Source organism: Zoogloea sp. (assembly GCF_028689785.1).
Taxonomy (GTDB): Bacteria; Pseudomonadota; Gammaproteobacteria; order Burkholderiales; family Rhodocyclaceae; genus Zoogloea.
This window is the reverse complement of sequence record NZ_JAQVCN010000006.1, coordinates 31,726-49,021: the sequence shown is the minus strand read 5'-3', so window position 1 is coordinate 49,021 and position 17,296 is coordinate 31,726. Positions and strand designations below refer to the sequence as shown.

At 66.7% G+C, this 17,296-nt stretch carries 11 protein-coding genes; 7 read left to right on the top strand and 4 right to left on the bottom strand.

Annotation, left to right across the window (positions count from 1 at the left end; translation table 11 throughout):
• Positions 1-14: 14 nt before the first annotated feature.
• On the bottom strand, positions 15-1,295 hold the full coding sequence (locus PHI64_RS04835) for an HD-GYP domain-containing protein (RefSeq protein ID WP_299879434.1): 1,281 nt from the start codon (positions 1,293-1,295) through the stop codon (positions 15-17).
• Positions 1,296-1,434: 139 nt separating this feature from the next.
• On the opposite strand from PHI64_RS04835, the gene PHI64_RS04830 reads away from it, so the two are divergent.
• Genes PHI64_RS04830 through PHI64_RS04820 form a run of 3 tightly spaced genes read left to right on the top strand, consistent with a single transcriptional unit; the run spans position 1,435 to position 9,218 of the window.
• Positions 1,435-3,438, top strand: coding sequence for a PAS domain S-box protein (locus PHI64_RS04830; RefSeq protein ID WP_299879430.1), 2,004 nt, complete (start codon positions 1,435-1,437; stop codon positions 3,436-3,438).
• A gap of 12 nt (positions 3,439-3,450) precedes the next feature.
• The gene (locus PHI64_RS04825; RefSeq protein WP_299879426.1) at positions 3,451-7,779 is read left to right on the top strand and encodes a PAS domain S-box protein; all 4,329 of its coding nucleotides are present in this window, start codon (positions 3,451-3,453) and stop codon (positions 7,777-7,779) included.
• Complete coding sequence (locus PHI64_RS04820; RefSeq protein ID WP_299879424.1) at positions 7,776-9,218, top strand: bacteriohemerythrin; 1,443 nt, start codon at positions 7,776-7,778, stop codon at positions 9,216-9,218. Before PHI64_RS04825 ends, PHI64_RS04820 begins: the two co-directional genes overlap by 4 nt.
• 50 nt (positions 9,219-9,268) lie before the next feature.
• Here PHI64_RS04820 and htpX read toward each other — a convergent pair whose 3' ends face one another.
• From htpX to def, 3 genes are all read right to left on the bottom strand, one after another.
• Entirely contained in the window at positions 9,269-10,120 is an 852-nt protein-coding gene (gene htpX, locus PHI64_RS04815; RefSeq protein ID WP_299879421.1) for a zinc metalloprotease HtpX, read from the bottom strand.
• Positions 10,121-10,207: 87 nt separating this feature from the next.
• The gene (gene fmt / locus PHI64_RS04810; RefSeq protein WP_299879418.1) at positions 10,208-11,128 is read right to left on the bottom strand and encodes a methionyl-tRNA formyltransferase; all 921 of its coding nucleotides are present in this window, start codon (positions 11,126-11,128) and stop codon (positions 10,208-10,210) included.
• Entirely contained in the window at positions 11,128-11,631 is a 504-nt protein-coding gene (gene def, locus PHI64_RS04805; protein WP_299879415.1) for a peptide deformylase, read from the bottom strand. The genes fmt and def overlap by 1 nt, the downstream gene beginning before the upstream one ends.
• Before the next feature lie 144 nt (positions 11,632-11,775).
• Between def and PHI64_RS04800 the strand changes: the two genes are divergently transcribed.
• From PHI64_RS04800 to PHI64_RS04785, 4 genes are all read left to right on the top strand, one after another.
• Positions 11,776-12,888: a LysM peptidoglycan-binding domain-containing protein gene (locus PHI64_RS04800; protein ID WP_299879412.1), complete on the top strand. Its 1,113-nt coding sequence runs from the start codon at positions 11,776-11,778 to the stop codon at positions 12,886-12,888.
• Positions 12,889-12,904: 16 nt separating this feature from the next.
• Positions 12,905-13,993 (top strand): DNA-processing protein DprA, encoded by a 1,089-nt coding sequence (dprA, locus tag PHI64_RS04795; protein WP_299879722.1) that lies wholly within the window; start codon positions 12,905-12,907, stop codon positions 13,991-13,993.
• A 27-nt stretch (positions 13,994-14,020) separates the two neighbouring features.
• Positions 14,021-14,503 (top strand): DUF494 family protein, encoded by a 483-nt coding sequence (locus tag PHI64_RS04790; RefSeq protein WP_296570688.1) that lies wholly within the window; start codon positions 14,021-14,023, stop codon positions 14,501-14,503.
• 232 nt (positions 14,504-14,735) lie between these two features.
• Positions 14,736-17,261 (top strand): DNA topoisomerase III, encoded by a 2,526-nt coding sequence (locus PHI64_RS04785; RefSeq protein WP_299879407.1) that lies wholly within the window; start codon positions 14,736-14,738, stop codon positions 17,259-17,261.
• The last annotated feature ends 35 nt before the right edge of the window (positions 17,262-17,296 follow it).

The following is a 17,296-nucleotide window of genomic DNA, read 5'->3' as shown; positions in this document are numbered from 1 at the left end:
TGGCGCGCCGGCGTTTACTCCGGCTGGCCGTGGAAGTAGCTCAGGCGCCGTCGCGGCGCCAGGTACTCAAGGGCGGCGGGGTCGGCTTCGGCGGGGCGCACCACGGCATCCACCTTCACGTCCGGCTCCGTGGCCAGGTCGACGATCAGCGCCTCGCTGCGTGGCACGGCGGGGTCGAAGATCATCACCGTGGGGCGCAGCAGGCGGGTGTGATCCACCGCTACCACCAGCCCCAGGTTGCCATTCGACAGCTGCACCATCGATCCCGGCGGGTAGATGCCGAGCAGGCGCACGAAACGCTGCAGCAGGTCGGCGTCCCAGTGCATGTGCTCGCTCTTGAACATCAGGGTCATGGCCTCCGCCGGGGTCACTGCCTTGTCCCGCTGCTGGGGGTTGCACAGGTTGTCGTAGCGGTTGGTGATGGCGACGATGCGCGCCGCCCGGGACAGGCGGGCCTCGCCCAGGTGGTTCGGATAGCCTTTGCCGTCCACGGTCTCGTGGTGGCTCAGGATGATGTCGATGACCGCCGGGGGCAGTACCCCCAGGTCCCGGGCCATCTCGGCCCCGTATACCGTATGCAGGCGGAAGAACTCTTCTTCGTGGCGGTTGCGCTGGGGGTTGCGCAGCACTGCATCGGGCACCCGGGCTTTGCCGATGTCGTGGAACAGGGCGCCTTCGCCCAGCAGGCGCAGCTCATCCGGTGACAGCCCGGCCGAACGCCCCAGCATCAGTGACAGGATCATCACGTTGAGGGCGTGGAAGTAGGCGTTGTCGTCGGCGACCTTGTCACCCATCAGGTGCAGGATCATGCCGGCATCGTCGGCAAAGGCGCTGACCACCCCGTCCACCAGCTCGCGGGCGCCCACCACCGAGCGTTCGGAGGCGGCAAAGAGGTTGCGCATCACGTCGCGGATCTGCTGGGCGGCGCCCTGGTAGCGCTTTTCGCACTGGGCGATGAGCTTGCGCTGGTGGGCCACCCGTTCGGCCTGCAGGCGCTTCTCCGCCAGGGCGGCCAGCTGCTCGGCGCTCGGCGGGGCGGGGGTGGCCGGCGGGGCGGCTGCGGGTGTGGTGCTGCGTGGCAGGGGCTGGGCCGAACTGCGCTCGGGCAGGTACTGGATGGTCTTCAGGCCGAGCCCGCGCAGGACCTCCACCTGAGCCTGGTCGTGGATGCGGAACTGGTTGAACAGGAAGGGATGGGCCATCCAGCCCGACGGCAGCCGGATGAAAAGCCCGGGTTGCAGCTGGGAAGGGTCGATTTCTGTCACCACTTCGTGGCGACGGGTGAAGGGGGGCACGGCGGACTCCTTGGCGGTACTGCAGGCATAACGGCAGTGTGGCCGGCAGCTAAAGTTCGTCGATGGAGGGCCGTAGTCCCTTCCGATATCGTGCCTCGCGGCAATGCCTGCCCGTTCACCGGTCCGTCCCGCCTACTCCATGACCAAGTCCAGATCTCCCGCGCGGATTCGTGGCCGCCTCCAGGCCCGGGAGGCTGCGTCGCTGATCCGCGACCCGCTCTTCCTGCTGGGGCCGGATCGGCGCATCCTGGACTGGAACCGGGCGGCGGCGCGGGCCCTCGACATGGACGAGAGCCTTCCGGCGAGTGCCGCCACGCTGGACGCCAGCCCGCGCCTGCAAGGCCTGGCCGAACTGCTCCGCGAGGCCGACGGACCCTTCTGCCTGACCCTCGATGCCCCCGATGGTGAGCGCACCTACGCCGCCGACCTGCATCGGGACGAGGGGGGCGGGTTGATCCTGCTGCTGCACGACGATACCGAGCGGATCCGCCTGCACCACGCCCTGAAGGAAAACGAGAACCGGCTGCGGGCCATCACCAGCGCGGCCATGGAGGCCATCATCACGATGGACCACAGGGGCCGCATCCAGCAGTGGAACCCCACCGCCGAGCGCATCTTCGGCTGGACGGCCAGTGAAGTGCTGGGCCGCAATCTGCACACCCTCCTGGCCGGGCCATCGGAGCGGGCACGTTTCGCGGCGGCAGAGGGCACCTGGCCGCAGACCGGGCAGGGCCGCAGCTTCGGCTCCATCATCCGCCTGCCGGCCGTGCGCAAGGATGGCAGCGTGATCGAGGTCGAGGTGTCGGTCACCGCTTATCGCATGGCCGGCCGCTGGCAGGCGCTGGGCATCGTCCGCGACGTGACCGAGCGGGCCCGGGCCGAAGCGCGCCTGGCGCTGGCCGAGGCACGCTGGCAGTTTGCCCTGGAAGGTGGCGGCGACGCCGTATGGGACTGGAACGTGGTCAGCAGCGAGGTGTTCCAGGGGCCCCGTTTCTATAGCATGCTGGGTTATGAGGAGGATGCCTTTCCACGCAGCTTCGAGAGTTTCCGCGGGCTGGTGCATCCGGATGACTGGCCGCGGCTGATCCGCGCCCTGGAGCCTGTGTTCGGCGGCGAGATTCCCTTGTATCGCTGCGAGTTCCGCATGCGCGCCGCCGACGACGAATATCACTGGATCGCCTCCCGCGGGAAGGTGATCGAATGGACCCCGGACGGCAAGCCGCTGCGCATGGTGGGCACCCACCGCAACGTGCACGCCCGGCATGAGGCCGAGGCGGCGCTGCAGGCGCAGCTGGCCGAGACCCAGCGCCTCAATGCCGAACTCGAGGAGGCCCAGGTGCAGCTCGTGCAGAGCGAGAAGATGGCCTCCATCGGCCAGCTCGCTGCCGGCGTGGCCCACGAGATGAACACCCCGCTGGGCTTCGTCAAATCCAATGTGGGCAGCCTGCAGGGCTACGCCGCCACACTGATGGAGTTGGTGGCGGCCTTTCGCACCGCCACCGCCGGGATCGAAGGGGTGCCGGCCCTGGCGACCCTGCGCGAGAGGCTGGCCGAGGTGGAGTTCGACTACCTGCGCGAGGACATTCCGGCGCTGCTCGCCGAAACCCAGGACGGCATCCTGCGGGTCCAGCGCATCGTCGCCGACCTGAAGGATTTCTCCCACCTGGGCAGCGAGCAGTGGGCTTACGTCGATATCCATCGGGGGCTCGACTCCACCATCAACATCCTGCGCAACGAGATCAAGCACCGGGTCGAGGTGCTGCGGGAGTATGGCGAACTGCCCGAGGTGTGGTGTCAGCCCTCCCAGCTCAACCAGGTCTTCCTCAACCTGCTGGCCAATGCTGCCCACGCGATCACCGGGAGCGGGCGCATCACCGTGCGCACGCGCCGTGACGGCGATTCGGTGGTGATCGAGATCAGCGATACCGGCTGCGGCATTCCGCCGGAGAATCACAAGCGTATCTTTGATGCCTTCTTCACCACCAAACCGGTGGGCAAGGGGACGGGGCTGGGTCTGTCGATCAGCTACGGCATCATGCGCAAACATGGCGGGCGTATCGAGCTGGAGAGCCGGGTCGGGGAGGGCAGCACCTTCCGCCTTGTGCTTCCGGTGCACGCCATGCAACCCTCCCACGGGACCTGAAAGGCTTCTTGAATGACCCTCCCGCCCGCTTCCCCTCCTGAGGATCCGACCTCGCGCGCCGCGCCGGCTCCGGCTGCCATGCCTCTTGCCGGGGAGGGCGAGGGGCTCGTCCGCAGCCTGGAGCAGGAACGCGCTTTCCTCAAGGCGCTGGTGCGGGCGCTGCCCGACCTGGTGTGGCTGAAGGACCCGGACGGCGTTTACCTGGCCTGCAACCCGCGTTTCGAGCGCTTCTTCGGTGCGCGGGAGGCGGACATCATCGGCCGCAGCGACTATGAATTCGTGCCCTGGGACATGGCGGACAGCTTCCGCCGCAACGACCTGGCGGCCATTCATGCCGGGCGCCCGGTGCGTAACGAGGAAGAGCTGGTGTTTGCCGACGATGGCCACCGGGAGCGGGTGGAGACCCTCAAGACGCCGATGTACGACGCCGAGGGGCAGCTGGTGGGGGTGCTCGGGGTGGCTCGGGACATTACCGACACCCGGCGCGCCCAGGAGGCGTTGCGTGAACGGGAGGAGATCTTTGCGAGCATCGTCGGGCAGGCGCCGGACTCTATCGCCCTGGTGGACGCCCGGAGCGGCCGCTTTGTCGAGTTCAACGACGCGGCCCACCGCAATCTGGGCTATAGCCGGGCCGCGTTTGCCGAGCTGACGATCGCGGCCATCGACTGTGAGCTGAGTCCGGAGCTGATGGCCCGCTATGTGGGGCAGATGCTGAGCCCGGAGGGGCTGACCATCGAGACCCGGCATCGCCATGCCAGCGGCGCCGTCCGCGATGTGCGGGTGCACGCCCGGGGCATCACCCTGGGGGATGGGCACCAGTACCTGGCGGCGATCTGGAGCGACATCACCGACAGCAAGCGTGCCGAGCTCAGTCTGCGGCGAGCCAACCGGGCCCTGCGCACCGTCTCCGAATGCAACCAGGCCCTGGCCCGGGCCACCGACGAGCAGGCGCTGCTGCAGGATATCTGCCGACTGATGGTGGAATACGGCGGCTACCGCATGGCCTGGATCGGCTATGCCCGGAACGATGCGGACAAGACGGTGACGCCAGTGGCCGATGCGGGGGTGAATGCCGGCTATTTCGACACCCTGACGCTGTCTTGGGGCGACACTGACGCGGGGCGGGGCCCGACCGGTACGGCGATCCGCGAACGACGCCCGGTGATGTGCCGCAACCTGCTCGCCGACCCCGGCTTCCATCCCTGGCGGGAGCAGGCCGTGCAGCGTGGCTACCGTTCGTCCTGTGCGCTGCCGCTACTTACCGCTGAGGGCAGCTGCCTGGGGGCCCTGTCGGTTTACGCCGAGGAGATCGAGGCCTTCGACGAGGAGGAGATCCGCCTGCTCACCGATCTGAGCGGTGATCTGTCCTTCGGCATCCGCGCCCTGCGCGACCGTATCGCCCGGGACGAGGCCCAGCGCCTGCAGCGCTCCGCGGAGCTGAAGCTGCGCCACCTGGTCGAGGCCAGCCCGACCATCCTGTATTCCCTGCGGATCGTCGACGGCCAGACGGTGCCGATGATGGTCGGGGACAACATCCTGCGCATTTTCGGCTTCACCACCGTCGAAGTCCTGGCCCCGGGCTGGTGGGAGGCCCACATCCATCCGGATGACCGGGCCCGGGTCGTGGCCATGTCGCGGCGTCTGCCCCGGCTCCGGCAGATCTCCCATGAATACCGTTTTGCCCGTAAGGATGGCGACTACGTGTGGGTGCGCGACGAGCTGCGGCTTGAACGGGATGGGACTGCCGGTAGCCCGGGCGAGCTCGAGATCGTCGGTGCCTGGACGGATGTCACGGCGCGCCGGCGCGTCGAGGTGGCTCTCACCACCCAGCGCCAGGTGCTTGAAATGGTGGCCTCCGGGGCCAGCCTGGCGGACACCCTGGATACCCTGGTGCGCGGAGTCGAAGCCCAGCTGAGCGGGGTGCGGGCCTCCGTCCTGCTCCTCGATCCCGACGGCGAGCACCTGCGCCACGGGGCGGCCCCCAGCCTGCCCGATGCCTACAACCAGTGGGTGGACGGGGTCAGCATCGGCGAGGCGGTGGGCTCCTGCGGAACGGCCGCCTGGCGGCGCGCACCGGTGATCGTCGAGGACATCTCCCGCGACCCGCTGTGGGCCGCCTATGCCGAGGTGGCCGCGGGTTTCGGCCTGAAGGCCTGCTGGTCCACCCCTATCTTCAGCCGCGACGGGAGCGTGCTGGGCACCTTTGCCCTGTATCCGGCGGTGGTCTCGCGGCCGGCGGAAGACCACCTGGAGCAGATCGCCCTGGCCACCGACGTGGCCGCCATCGCCATCACCCGGCATCGGGAGGAGTCGGCCCTGCGCCACAGTGAGGCCCGTTTCCGTCAGCTTTTCGAGGTGGCACCGATGCCCCTGGCCCTGGTTGGGGCGAACGGCGTGGTCGTGGATATCAACCGCAGTTTCACCGAGACCCTCGGTTACACCCTCGCCGATGTGCCCGACATGGAAACCTGGTGGCGCCTGGCCTACCCCGACCCGGACTATCGGAGTTGGGCTCAGGCCACCTGGGATGCGGCCCTGTGTGAAGCCAGAGCCAATCAGCGTGCAGTGGAGCCCTTCGAGTTCCGCATCACCTGCCGCACGGAGGAGGTGCGCACCCTGATGGTATCGGGTGCCTTGGTGGGCGACAGCCTTCTGGCAACCTTCTTCGATGTCACCGAGACCCGCAAGCTCGATGCCCAGCTCGATCTCTACCACCAGCATCTGGAGGATCTGGTGGCCGAGCGTACGGCCCAGCTGGCCGAGGCGCGGAAGAAGGCCGAGTTGGCGAGCCAGGCCAAGACCGCCTTCCTGGCCAATATGAGCCATGAAATCCGGACGCCCATGAACGCCATCCTCGGGCTGGCCCGCCTGCTTGAACGCAGTCCCTTGCAGCCCGCCCAGCAGGATCGTCTCAACAAGATCCGCAATGCCGGCAGCCACCTGCTGTCGATCATCAACGACATTCTCGACATCTCCAAGATCGAGGCCGGCAAGCTGACCCTGGAGTCCATCGACTTTGCCCCCGGCGTGCTCTTCAATCAGGCCCACTCCCTGATCCAGGAGCGCCTGGCCGCGAAGCACCTGGAGTTTCGGTCTGACACCGACGGCCTGCCGCCAGTGCTGCGGGGTGACGTGACTCGCCTGCGTCAGGCCCTGCTGAACTACCTCAGCAATGCAGTGAAGTTCACCGAGCAAGGTTGCGTCAGCCTGCAGGCCCGGGTGCTGGAGGAGGGGGAGGGTGATCTGCTGGCGCGTTTTGAAGTGATTGATACCGGCATCGGCATTGCACCCGAGCATCAGCCCCGTCTGTTCCAGTCCTTCGAGCAGGCGGATGCCTCCACCACCCGCCGTTATGGCGGTACCGGCCTGGGGCTGGCCCTGACCCGCCATCTGGCCGAGCTGATGGGCGGTGAGGCGGGGGTGGACAGCACGCCCGGCAGGGGCAGCACCTTCTGGTTTACTGCCCGCCTGACCAAGCGTCCTGGGGTGGCCCTGCCCCTGAGCGCTTCGGAGGCGCCGGTGGAGACTCTGGTGGATGCGGCCCTCAGCCTGCAGGGTGCGCGGGTCTTGCTCGTCGAGGACAATCTCCTAAACCAGGAGGTTGCGGTGGAAATGCTCGGCGACCTCGGCCTGATCATCGACCGGGCGGCCAATGGTGCGGAGGCCGTGGAACTGGCTCGCCTCAATGCCTATGCGGTGATCCTGATGGACATGCAGATGCCTGTCATGGACGGCCTTGAGGCCACCCGCCGCATCCGCTGTCTTGATGGCTATGCCCGGACCCCCATCGTGGCAATGACTGCCAATGTCTTTGACGAGAACCAGGATGCCTGCATCGCGGCCGGCATGAACGACTTTCTGGCCAAGCCGGTGGAGCCCGAGACCCTGTGCCAGATGCTCATGAAGTGGCGCCCGGGGGGCAAGACCGGACCGGTGGGGCCGCAGTCGGCGCCGGCGGTGGCCGTCGCTGGCGGGGGCATGGCCGACGACCTCGACGTGGAGCGTGGCTTGCGCATTGTCCGGGGCAAATGGCCCACCTATCTGCGTCTGCTGGGTATCTTTGTCGATACCCATGGAAGCGTCGCCGAGCGCCTGACTGCCTGCCTGGCTGCCGGCGACATCGCCGAGATCACCCGCCTGGCCCATGCTCTGAAGGGGTCGGCTGGCAACGTCGGGGCGGTGCGGGTGAGCAGCCTGGCTGACGCCGTGTGCCAGGCTGCCCGGGCGGAGCGCTCCCCGGAAGAGCTGGCCGACCTGGTGGCCGGGCTGGGGCTGGCCCTGCATGATCTGTTCAAGGCCATCGGCCGGCAACTTGACCGTGACGGGGAAGAGAAGCCATGAGCGGCGTCCCACGGATCACACCCTTCCAGTGGGCCGACTATTTCGAAACCGGCTTTGGTGAGGTGGACGCCCAGCATCACAAGCTGGTGGACCTGGTGAATGCCCTGGCCCAGCGAGCAGCCACTGGCAGCGAGATCAAACCGGCCGAGCTGTCCCACGTGCTCGATGGCCTCGGCAGCTATGCACTCCATCACTTCACCGCCGAAGAGGCGCTGATGGCCCGAACGGGCCTTGATGAGCGCCACCTCCGCAGCCATCGCCAGAGCCACGCCGACTTTGTGGCCCAGGTGGCGGAGATGCGTCACAGCACCGACCCCGCCAGGGCCGTGCCGATGCTGCATCGCTTCGTCTCCAGTTGGCTGACCTTCCACATTCTCGATACCGATCAGAGCATGGCCCGTCAGCTGCGAGCGGTGGCGGCAGGGAGCACCCCGGCAGAGGCCTTCGAGGCTGCAGCCGGTTACAGCAGCGATCCGGGCAACACGGCGCTGATCACTGCGGTGCACAACCTGCTCGGACTGGTGGCCGAGCGCAACAGCGAACTGGCCCGCATCAATGTCAGACTGGAGCAGCGGGTGACGGAGCGGACTGCCGAGCTGACTGCCGCCAACCAGACCCTGCGCCACACCCTGGCGTCCCTGCAGGAGACCCGCGATCGCCTGCTGGAGGCCGACAAGCTGGCAGCTGTTGGCCAGTTGGCGGCCGGTGTTGCCCACGAGATCAACACGCCCCTGGGTTATGTGGCCTCCAATTTGGGCACCCTGCGCGAGTATGCGGAGCGCCTGCTGGCTCTGGTGGATACGGCCGACCGCCTGGCAGCGGGTGGGCGCAATGCCGACGCCTGGGCGGCTGCCCGGGACGGCACCGACCTGGACTTCATGCGCGAGGATCTGCCGACCCTGGTGGCGGAATCCAACCGGGGGCTGGGGCAGGTGTCCGATATCGTCCATGCCCTGCAGGATTTTGCCAGCGCAGGCCCCGCCGAGACCCGCCAGGTTGCCCCGGCACAGATGCTCAACGAGGCGATCCAGGCCACCGCCAGCACGCGCCAGCCCGGCCAGGAGGTGGTACGGAGCTACGCGAGCCTGCCAGACATGGCGGTCAATCCCACCTTGCTTGGGGAGGCCTTCAAGGCCCTGCTAGACAATGCCGGGAAGGCCCTGGGGAGCGATCCGGGCACGATCGCAGTGCGTGCCCGTCGTCAGGACGGGAGCCTGGTGGTGGAGGTGGAGGACGACGGTTGCGGCATGGACGAGGCGACCCGGGGGCGCATCTTCGAGCCTTTCTTCACTACCCGCCCGGTGGGGCAGGGGCGGGGCCTGGGGCTGTCGTCCGCCTACCGCATCGTGAGCCGGCACGGCGGGCGCCTTGAGGTGAGCAGCACGCCGGGCAAGGGGAGCTGCTTCCGGGTGGTGCTGCCCCTTGTGCCGCCAGGCTGAAAAAAAGAACCCGGCCGGGGCCGGGTTCGTCAGTCAGGGCAGCGGCCGGATCAGCGCCGCAGCACCAGGGCACGCAGGCGCGCCACGCGTTCCTCGGTGGCCGGGTGGGTGCTGAACAGACCACGCAGGCCGCCACCGGACAAGGGGTTCATGATCATCATTTGACCGGTTTCCGGGTGGGCCTCGGCGGTGTGCATGGGGATGCCGCGGGCGAAGGCGTCGATCTTCAGCAGGGCATCGGCCAGCGCGTTCGGGTCGCCGGCAATCTCGGCGCCGCCGCGGTCGGCCTCGAACTCCCGGGCGCGGGAGATGGCCATCTGGATCAGGCTGGCCGCCAGGGGGGCCAGCAAGGCGACGGCGATGGAGGCGATGGGGTTGCCCGGTCGGCCGTTCTCGTCGCGCCCGCCGAAGAACATGGCGAAGTTGGCCAAGGCGGAGATGGCGCCCGCCATGGTGGCCGAAATGGTGGAGATCAGGATGTCCCGGTGCTTCACATGGGCCAGCTCATGGGCCATCACCCCCCGTAGCTCGCGCTCGCTGAGCATCTGCAGGATGCCGCTGGTGGCGGCCACTGCGGCGTTGTCGGGGTTGCGACCGGTGGCGAAGGCGTTGGGCTGGTCTTCGTGGATGATGTAGACCTTGGGCATGGGCAGCTGGGCACGCCCGGCGAGCTCACGCACCATGTTGTAGAGGTAGGGGGAGCTGGTCTCGTCCACCTCCTGCGCGTTGTACATGCGCAGGACCATCTTGTCCGAAAACCAGTACGAGAAGACGTTCATCGCACCGCCAAAAACCAGCGCGAGAAGCATCCCCGACTGCCCGCCGATCATGGCACCTATCGCCCCGAAGAGGGCGATGATCCCGGCCATGAGGATGGAAGTCTTGAGCCAGTTGCCGAGCATTGCGTTTATCCGTCCTTTCGAAGTTAAGCGGAAAGCGAAGGCTTAGATGGGGCGAATCGCAAAAGATTCAATGGGCTGGACGCCGCTTCAGGTGAAGCGGCTGCCCACGGCAATCGGCATGCCGCGCAGGAAGTCGGCGGCAGAGAGGCGCTTGGCGCCGGGCTTCTGCAGTTCGGTGATGCACAGGGAGCCTTCGCCGCAGGCCACGATCACGCCGGCACCTTCGGCCAGTAGCACCTCGCCCGGCGTGCCGCTGGCGTCGATGGCCCGGGCCCGCCACAGCTTGATCGGCGTCTCCCCGTGGGTGGCGATGGCGCCGGGAAAGGGGTTGAAGGCGCGGACCATGCGTTCGAGTTCGACCGCCGGACGGCTCCAGTCCACCACGGCCTCGGCCTTGCCGATCTTGGCGGCATAGGTGACTCCGTCAGCTGGCTGGGGCGTGGCGGCAAGGCCGCCGGGCAGGGCTTCGAGGGCTTCGACGATCATCCTGGCGCCCAGCCAGGCCAGGCGGTCATGGAGGCTGCCAGTGGTGTCGTCGGCCTTGATCGCTTCGGCGCGCTTGAGCAGCATCGGCCCCGTGTCGAGCCCCGCATCCATCTGCATGATGGTGATGCCGGTTTCGGTGTCGCCGGCTTGAATGGCCCGATGGATGGGCGCAGCGCCCCGCCAGCGGGGCAGCAGTGAGCCGTGGATGTTCAGGCAGCCGTGGCGGGGCAGGTCAAGCACGGCCTGGGGCAGGATGATGCCGTAGGCGGCTACCACCAGCACGTCGACGCCAGCTTCGGCCAGGGGAGCCTGTTGCTCGGCAGTGCGCAGCTTTTCGGGCTGGTGCACCGGGATGCCGGCGGCCACGGCCACCTGCTTGACCGGGCTGGGCTGCAGTTGCATGCCGCGTCCGGCCGGGCGATCGGGCTGGGTCAGGACCAGGGGGACTTCGAAACCGGCGGCGAGGATGGCTTCGAGGGCGACAGCAGCGAACTCGGGGGTTCCGGCGAAAGCGACTTTCATCAGGCGGTGATCCGGGCCTTCTTGGCCAGTTTGCCCTTGATGCGGGTCTGTTTGAGCTGCGACAGGTATTCGACGAAGACCTTGCCTTCCAGGTGGTCAAGTTCGTGCTGAATGCATACGGCCAGCAGGCCCTCGGCGTCGAGCTCGAAGGTCTTGCCGTGCTGGTCAAGGGCGCGTACCCGTACCGTCTCGGAACGGCTAACCTTGTCGTAGATGCCGGGTACCGACAGACACCCTTCCTCACAGACCTGTTCGCCGGATCGGGCGATGATCTCGGGGTTGATCAGCGCCAGCAGGGCCGATTTGTCTTCCGAGGTGTCGATGACCACCACGCGCTGGTGCACGTTCACCTGAGTGGCGGCCAGACCGATGCCTGGAGCCTCGTACATGGTTTCCGCCATGTCGGCGACCAGTTGACGGATTTCGTCGTTCACTTCATGCACGGGGGCTGCACGGGTGTGAAGGCGCGGGTCGGGGTAGCGGAGAATCGGTAGAAGAGCCATAAATATTGCCGGATGAAGACTTTACGTGCAGAATTTTGAGCGAAATATGCGATGCCTGCGTCTTGAAGGAGAGGGCATCAGGCTCCGCAACTCAGACTGCCCACGATGCGGCGCAACTGTCCGCCGAAAGCGAGCGCAACTCCCATGATCCGCATTATATCCGCCCTCCTCATTGGCGTCGCCGCCCTGGTTCCGGCTGGCGCCAGCGCAGCCGGCCCGATCCGGCTGGCCGACGACGCGCCCGACAGCCACGTGGTGGTGTCGGGTGACACCCTCTGGGGCATTTCCGGCAAGTTCCTGCGCGAGCCCTGGCGCTGGCCCGAAGTCTGGCGCCTGAACCGGGAAGAGATCCGCAATCCGCATCTCATCTATCCCGGCCAGATTGTCGTTCTCGACCGCAACGGTCCGACCCTGAAGCTGGGCAAGCGGATCGGTGGAGCCGGCGACCGCGCCCTCTACGAAAAACGTTTCCCGCAGGTCTATTCCGAGCCGGCGCGGGTTGCAATCCAGAGCATTCCCTTGCGGGCCATCGCGCCCTTCCTGTCGGAGCCCCTGGTTGTCGACGATGCCGACGATGCCGCTGCCGGCATCGTCGTGGCAACCCAGGAAGGCCGCGTGTTTACCAGCCCTGGCGATACGATCTTCGCCACCCGCATCGATCCGGAAGTCCGCAACTGGAACGTCTATCGCAAGGCCAAGCCCCTCAAGGATCCGGTCAGCGGTGAGCTCCTTGGGTTCGAGGCCGCGTATCTGGGGCAAGCACGGGTCAGCTCGGGAGCCGGAGTGCTCGTTCCTGATCTCGCCGCAGGCGATGCAGTCGCGGCTGGCCAGGGCTCGCCCATTCCGGCCAGTCTGGTGGTCACCTCCTTCAAACAGGAGATCGGCAAGGGCGACCGCCTGCTGCCCGCCGGGCGCCCCGAACTGCCCAGCTATGTGCCCCATGCCCCCGAGCAGGACGTGAGCGGCCGTGTGGTCTCCATCTACAACGGGGTGGGGGGGGCTGGCCGTCATGATGTGGTGGCCGTGAGCTTAGGCAAGCGTGACCAGATCGAGGTAGGCCATGTGCTGGCGCTCCACCGCAACCGGGGTGAAACGGTTTACCGGGAAGATAACGTCGGGCCTGCCCAGCGCTACAGGTTGCCCGAGCATCGCTACGGCCTGGCCTTCGTGTTCCGGGTCTTCGACCGGTTGGCCTACGCGCTGGTGATGGAAAGTGACGGCCCTGCCGCCGTCGCCGACAGCGTCCGCAAGCCCTGAGGCCCTGGGGCTCTACTTGTCGGAGCGCCATCCCCTTGCATCCTGGTTGCGCCTGACCCTGACGCCGGGCCTCGGCCCGGCGCAACAGCGTCAGCTGCTTGCCGCCTTCGGGCTGCCGGATGCCATCTACGATGCTGGCCATAGCGCGCTCGCGGCGGTGGTCGGCAGCCCCGCCGCCCGCCTGGTGCTCGATCATGATGTCGGCGAGGCTGTAGACCGGGCGCTCCGGTGGGCCGACGAACCCGGCAACAGTCTGCTGACCCTGGGTGATTCCGCCTATCCGGCCGCCTTGCTGGAAATCCCCGATCCGCCCGTCTGCCTCTATGTAAAGGGTGATGTGGGCCTGTTGTCGCATACCGCCATCGCCGTGGTGGGGGCGCGCAGCGCCACGCCCCAGGGCGAGGCTAATGCCGAAGCTTTTGCGGCCAGCCTGTCCGGGGCCGGGCTCGGCATCGTCAGCGGGCTGGCCCTGGGTATCGACGCGGCGGCGCATCGGGGTGGGCTGAGCGGCCCGGGCCGCACGGTGGCGGTGATCGGTACCGGCGCCGACCGGATCTACCCCGCACGCAACGGTGATCTGGCCCGACGGATTGCGGCCGAAGGAGCCATCGTCAGCGAGTTTCCTCTCGGCATCGGGCCCCTGGCCCACAACTTTCCCCGTCGCAACCGGCTCATCGCCGGCCTGGCCCGGGGCGTGCTGGTGGTGGAGGCGGCGGTCAAGAGTGGTTCGCTGATCACCGCCCGGCTCGCCATCGATTGCGGACGGGAGGTTTTCGCCATCCCGGGGTCGATCCACTCACCGGTGGCGAAAGGCTGTCATCGCCTGATCCGCGACGGGGCGAAGCTCGTCGAATGTGCCGAAGACATACTCGAGGAGCTCCGCTTCACTCCGCGGGAAGCCGCGCCGGCGCGTGACATGGCACTGACGGAGGAGGGGGCGGGCGAGGACGGGGTATTGTCTGCTCTGGGTCACGACCCAGTGGATGTGGACACCCTGGTGCACCGCACCAGCTTGACGCCGGAAGCGCTCTACGCCATTCTGCTATCGCTGGAGCTCGAAGGACGGGTTGCCCGCCTGCCCGGAGGGCGCCTCCAGCGTCTCTGAAAATGACCGGCCTCAGGCCTACGCGCCATGTTCGATATCCTCGTGTACCTCTTCGAGAACTACGTCCACGCCGATGCGTGCCCGGAACCCGCGCAACTGGCCCGCAAGCTCACGGCTGCCGGCTTCGAGGAAGAAGAAATCACCGAAGCCCTTGAGTGGTTGTCCGGCCTGCGCCAACTGTCTGACGGCGAGCGTCCGGCCCAGTTCTCCCGCGCGGGCTCCCTGCGCATCTACTCCGATGACGAACAGATCCGCCTGGGCATGGAATGCCGGGGCTTCCTGCTGTTCCTCGAGAACGCAGGCATCCTTGATTCCGAATGCCGGGAGATGATCGTCGAGCGGGCCTTGGCCCTCGGCGAAACCGAGATCGAGCTTGAGAACCTCAAGGTGATTGTGCTGATGGTGCTGTGGCAGCAGGATCGCCCGATCAACGGGCTGATCCTCGACGAACTGCTCAACGAGTCCGAAGAGGATGAAGAGCAGCAGCAGGCGCCATTCGCGGTGCACTGAGACGACGCCTTGAGCCCTTGGTGGCTTGCATGCCCGGCGTCGGCTTCCGTATGATGCGCCGCGCTTTCCAACAATCTGCAAGGGTGGCAGTCCATTTGTTGCGCATGTCCGGCCTGTGCTTGAGGCGCCTATTGCATTCCCACACAGATGCGTTCCGCGTCACGCGCCCGGGCCGACTCGCGGCGATTCCCCAACACCCTCTGAGTCAGGCGCCGCAAGGCGCACCACAGGCATGAGCAAGCAGCTGATCATTGCGGAAAAACCTTCGGTTGCAGCGGACATTGCCCGCTCCCTCGGTGGTTTCACCAAAGAGAAGGACTACTTCGAGTCCGAGCACTACGTCCTCTCGTCGGCCGTCGGCCACCTGCTGGAGTTGACCGTGCCGGCCGAATTCGAGGTCAAGCGCGGCAAGTGGTCGTTTGCCCACCTGCCGGTGATCCCGCCCCACTTTGCGCTCAATCCGATCGAGAAGACCGAAGACCGCCTCAAGCTGCTCACCCGCCTGATCAAGCGCAAGGACGTCACCGGCCTGATCAACGCCTGTGACGCGGGCCGCGAAGGCGAGCTGATCTTCAGCTTCATCGTGCAGCATTCCGGCAGCACCAAGCCGGTGCAGCGCCTGTGGCTGCAGTCGATGACGGCCAATGCCATCCGTGAGGGCTTTGCCCAGCTGCGGGCTGCCGCCGACGTGGAGGGTCTGCGTGAGGCCGCCGTGTGTCGTGCCGAAAGTGACTGGCTGATCGGCATCAACGGCACCCGGGCGATGACCGCCTTCAACTCCAAGACCGGTGGCTTCCACCTCACCACCGTCGGCCGGGTGCAGACCCCCACTCTGGCGCTGGTTGTGGAGCGCGAGGAAAAGATCCGTGCCTTCCGGCCCACCGACTACTGGGAGCTGGAAGCCAGCTTTGGCTGTCAGGCCGGTGCCTATGCGGGCCGCTGGTTTGACGAGGGTTTCAGGAAGCCAGAAGAGGGTGCGCCCCTGGCCGAACACGCCACCGCCTTCCGCCTGTGGGACAAATCCCGTGCCGAGGCCATCAAGGCCAAGTGCGAGGGTAAGACCGGTACGGTGGAGGAGGAGTCCAAGCCTTCCACCCAACTGTCGCCCCTGCTCTTCGATCTGACCTCCCTGCAGCGCGAGGCCAACGGCCGCTTCGGCTTCTCGGCCCGTACCACCCTGCAGCTGGCCCAGGCTCTGTACGAAAAGCACAAGGTGCTGACCTACCCGCGTACCGACGCCCGGGCCCTGCCTGAAGACTATGTCGGGCAGGTGCCGGGCATTCTTGGCGGGCTGCCGGACGAATACGCACCCTTTGCCAACCAGATCGTCAAGCAGGGCTGGGCCAGGCCCAACAAGCGCATCTTCAACAACGCCAAGATATCCGATCACTTCGCCATCATCCCCACCGGTACGGCCCCCAAGAGCCTGTCGGAGGCCGAGGCCAAGATCTACGATCTGGTGACCCGGCGCTTCCTGGCCGTGTTCTATCCGGCGGCCGAGTATCGTGTGACGACCCGCATTACCCGGGTCGAAGGTGAAGCCTTCAAGACCGAGGGCAAGATCCTCGTCAATCCGGGCTGGCTGGCGGTGTATGGCAAATCGGCCGCGGTGGCCAGCGACGAGGAGGGCGGCGCGCCCCAGCTGGTGGTGGTGGAGCCCGGCGAGAAGGTCAGCACAGACGAGATCCTGCTCAAGGCGCTGGTCACCAAGCCGCCGGCACGCTTCAACGAAGCCACCCTGCTGTCGGCCATGGAAGGCGCCGGCAAGATGGTGGACGACGAGGAGCTGCGTGCCGCCATGGCCGGCCGCGGCCTCGGTACTCCCGCAACCCGCGCCCAGATCATCGAGAACCTGATCGGCGAGACCTACATGCTGCGCGACGGCAAGGAGCTGATCCCCACCGCCAAGGCGTTTTCGCTGATCACGCTGTTGCGGGGTCTGGGTACCAACGAGCTCACCTCGCCGGAGCTCACCGGCGAGTGGGAGCACAAGTTGGCTCAGATGGAGCGTGGCGCACTCAGTCGTGCCGACTTCATGGAGCACATCCAGGCCATGACCCGCGACATTGTGGAGCGGGCCAAACGCTATGAGTCGGACACCGTGCCGGGCAATTTCGCCACTCTGCAGACGCCCTGTCCCAAGTGTGGTGGCCTGGTGAAGGAGAACTACAAGAAATTCGCCTGCCAGGCTTGTGACTGGCAGGCCTGGAAGATCGTAGCCGGCCGCCAGTTCGAGATTCCCGAGATCGAAACCCTGCTCGCCACCGGCCGGGTCGGGCCGCTGCTCGGCTTCCGCAACAAAATGGGGCGCCTCTTCAACGCCGAGATCCGTCTCAATGACGATAAGCAGCCTGAGTTCGATTTCGGTCAGCCGAAGGAGGACGAGGCCACGGAGCCCGTCGATTTCTCCGGCCAGGACTCCCTGGGCCTGTGCCCCAAGTGCAACAGCCAGGTCTATGAGCACGGCCTGTCCTACGTCTGCGGAAAATCCGTGGGGCCTGAGAAGTCCTGTGATTTCCGCTCCGGCAAGGTCATCCTGCAGCAGCCCATTGAACGGGAGCAGATGCACAAACTCCTCGATACCGGGCGTACCGAGTTGCTGCGAGGTTTCGTCTCCAGTCGCACCAAGCGCAAGTTCTCCGCTTTTCTGGTGCGGGGGGATGACGGCAAGGTGGGCTTCGAGTTCGAGAAGAAGGAGCCCAAGGCGCCGGCCGCTGCCAAAAAGCCAGCGACCCGCAAAAAGGCTGCCGCCGAGTAGTCGGTGCCCCTGATGAAGGCAAAAGGCCCGCGTTT

Excerpts from the sequence above, each read along its gene's own strand:
- PHI64_RS04830 (WP_299879430.1), top strand. The coding sequence starts at position 1,435 with ATGACCAAGTCCAGATCTCCCGCGCGGATTCGTGGCCGCCTCCAGGCC.
- PHI64_RS04825 (WP_299879426.1), top strand. The coding sequence starts at position 3,451 with ATGACCCTCCCGCCCGCTTCCCCTCCTGAGGATCCGACCTCGCGCGCC.
- PHI64_RS04820 (WP_299879424.1), top strand. The coding sequence starts at position 7,776 with ATGAGCGGCGTCCCACGGATCACACCCTTCCAGTGGGCCGACTATTTC.
- htpX (WP_299879421.1), bottom strand. The coding sequence starts at position 10,120 with ATGCTCGGCAACTGGCTCAAGACTTCCATCCTCATGGCCGGGATCATC.
- fmt (WP_299879418.1), bottom strand. The coding sequence starts at position 11,128 with ATGAAAGTCGCTTTCGCCGGAACCCCCGAGTTCGCTGCTGTCGCCCTC.
- def (WP_299879415.1), bottom strand. The coding sequence starts at position 11,631 with ATGGCTCTTCTACCGATTCTCCGCTACCCCGACCCGCGCCTTCACACC.
- PHI64_RS04800 (WP_299879412.1), top strand. The coding sequence starts at position 11,776 with ATGATCCGCATTATATCCGCCCTCCTCATTGGCGTCGCCGCCCTGGTT.
- PHI64_RS04790 (WP_296570688.1), top strand. The coding sequence starts at position 14,021 with ATGTTCGATATCCTCGTGTACCTCTTCGAGAACTACGTCCACGCCGAT.
- PHI64_RS04785 (WP_299879407.1), top strand. The coding sequence starts at position 14,736 with ATGAGCAAGCAGCTGATCATTGCGGAAAAACCTTCGGTTGCAGCGGAC.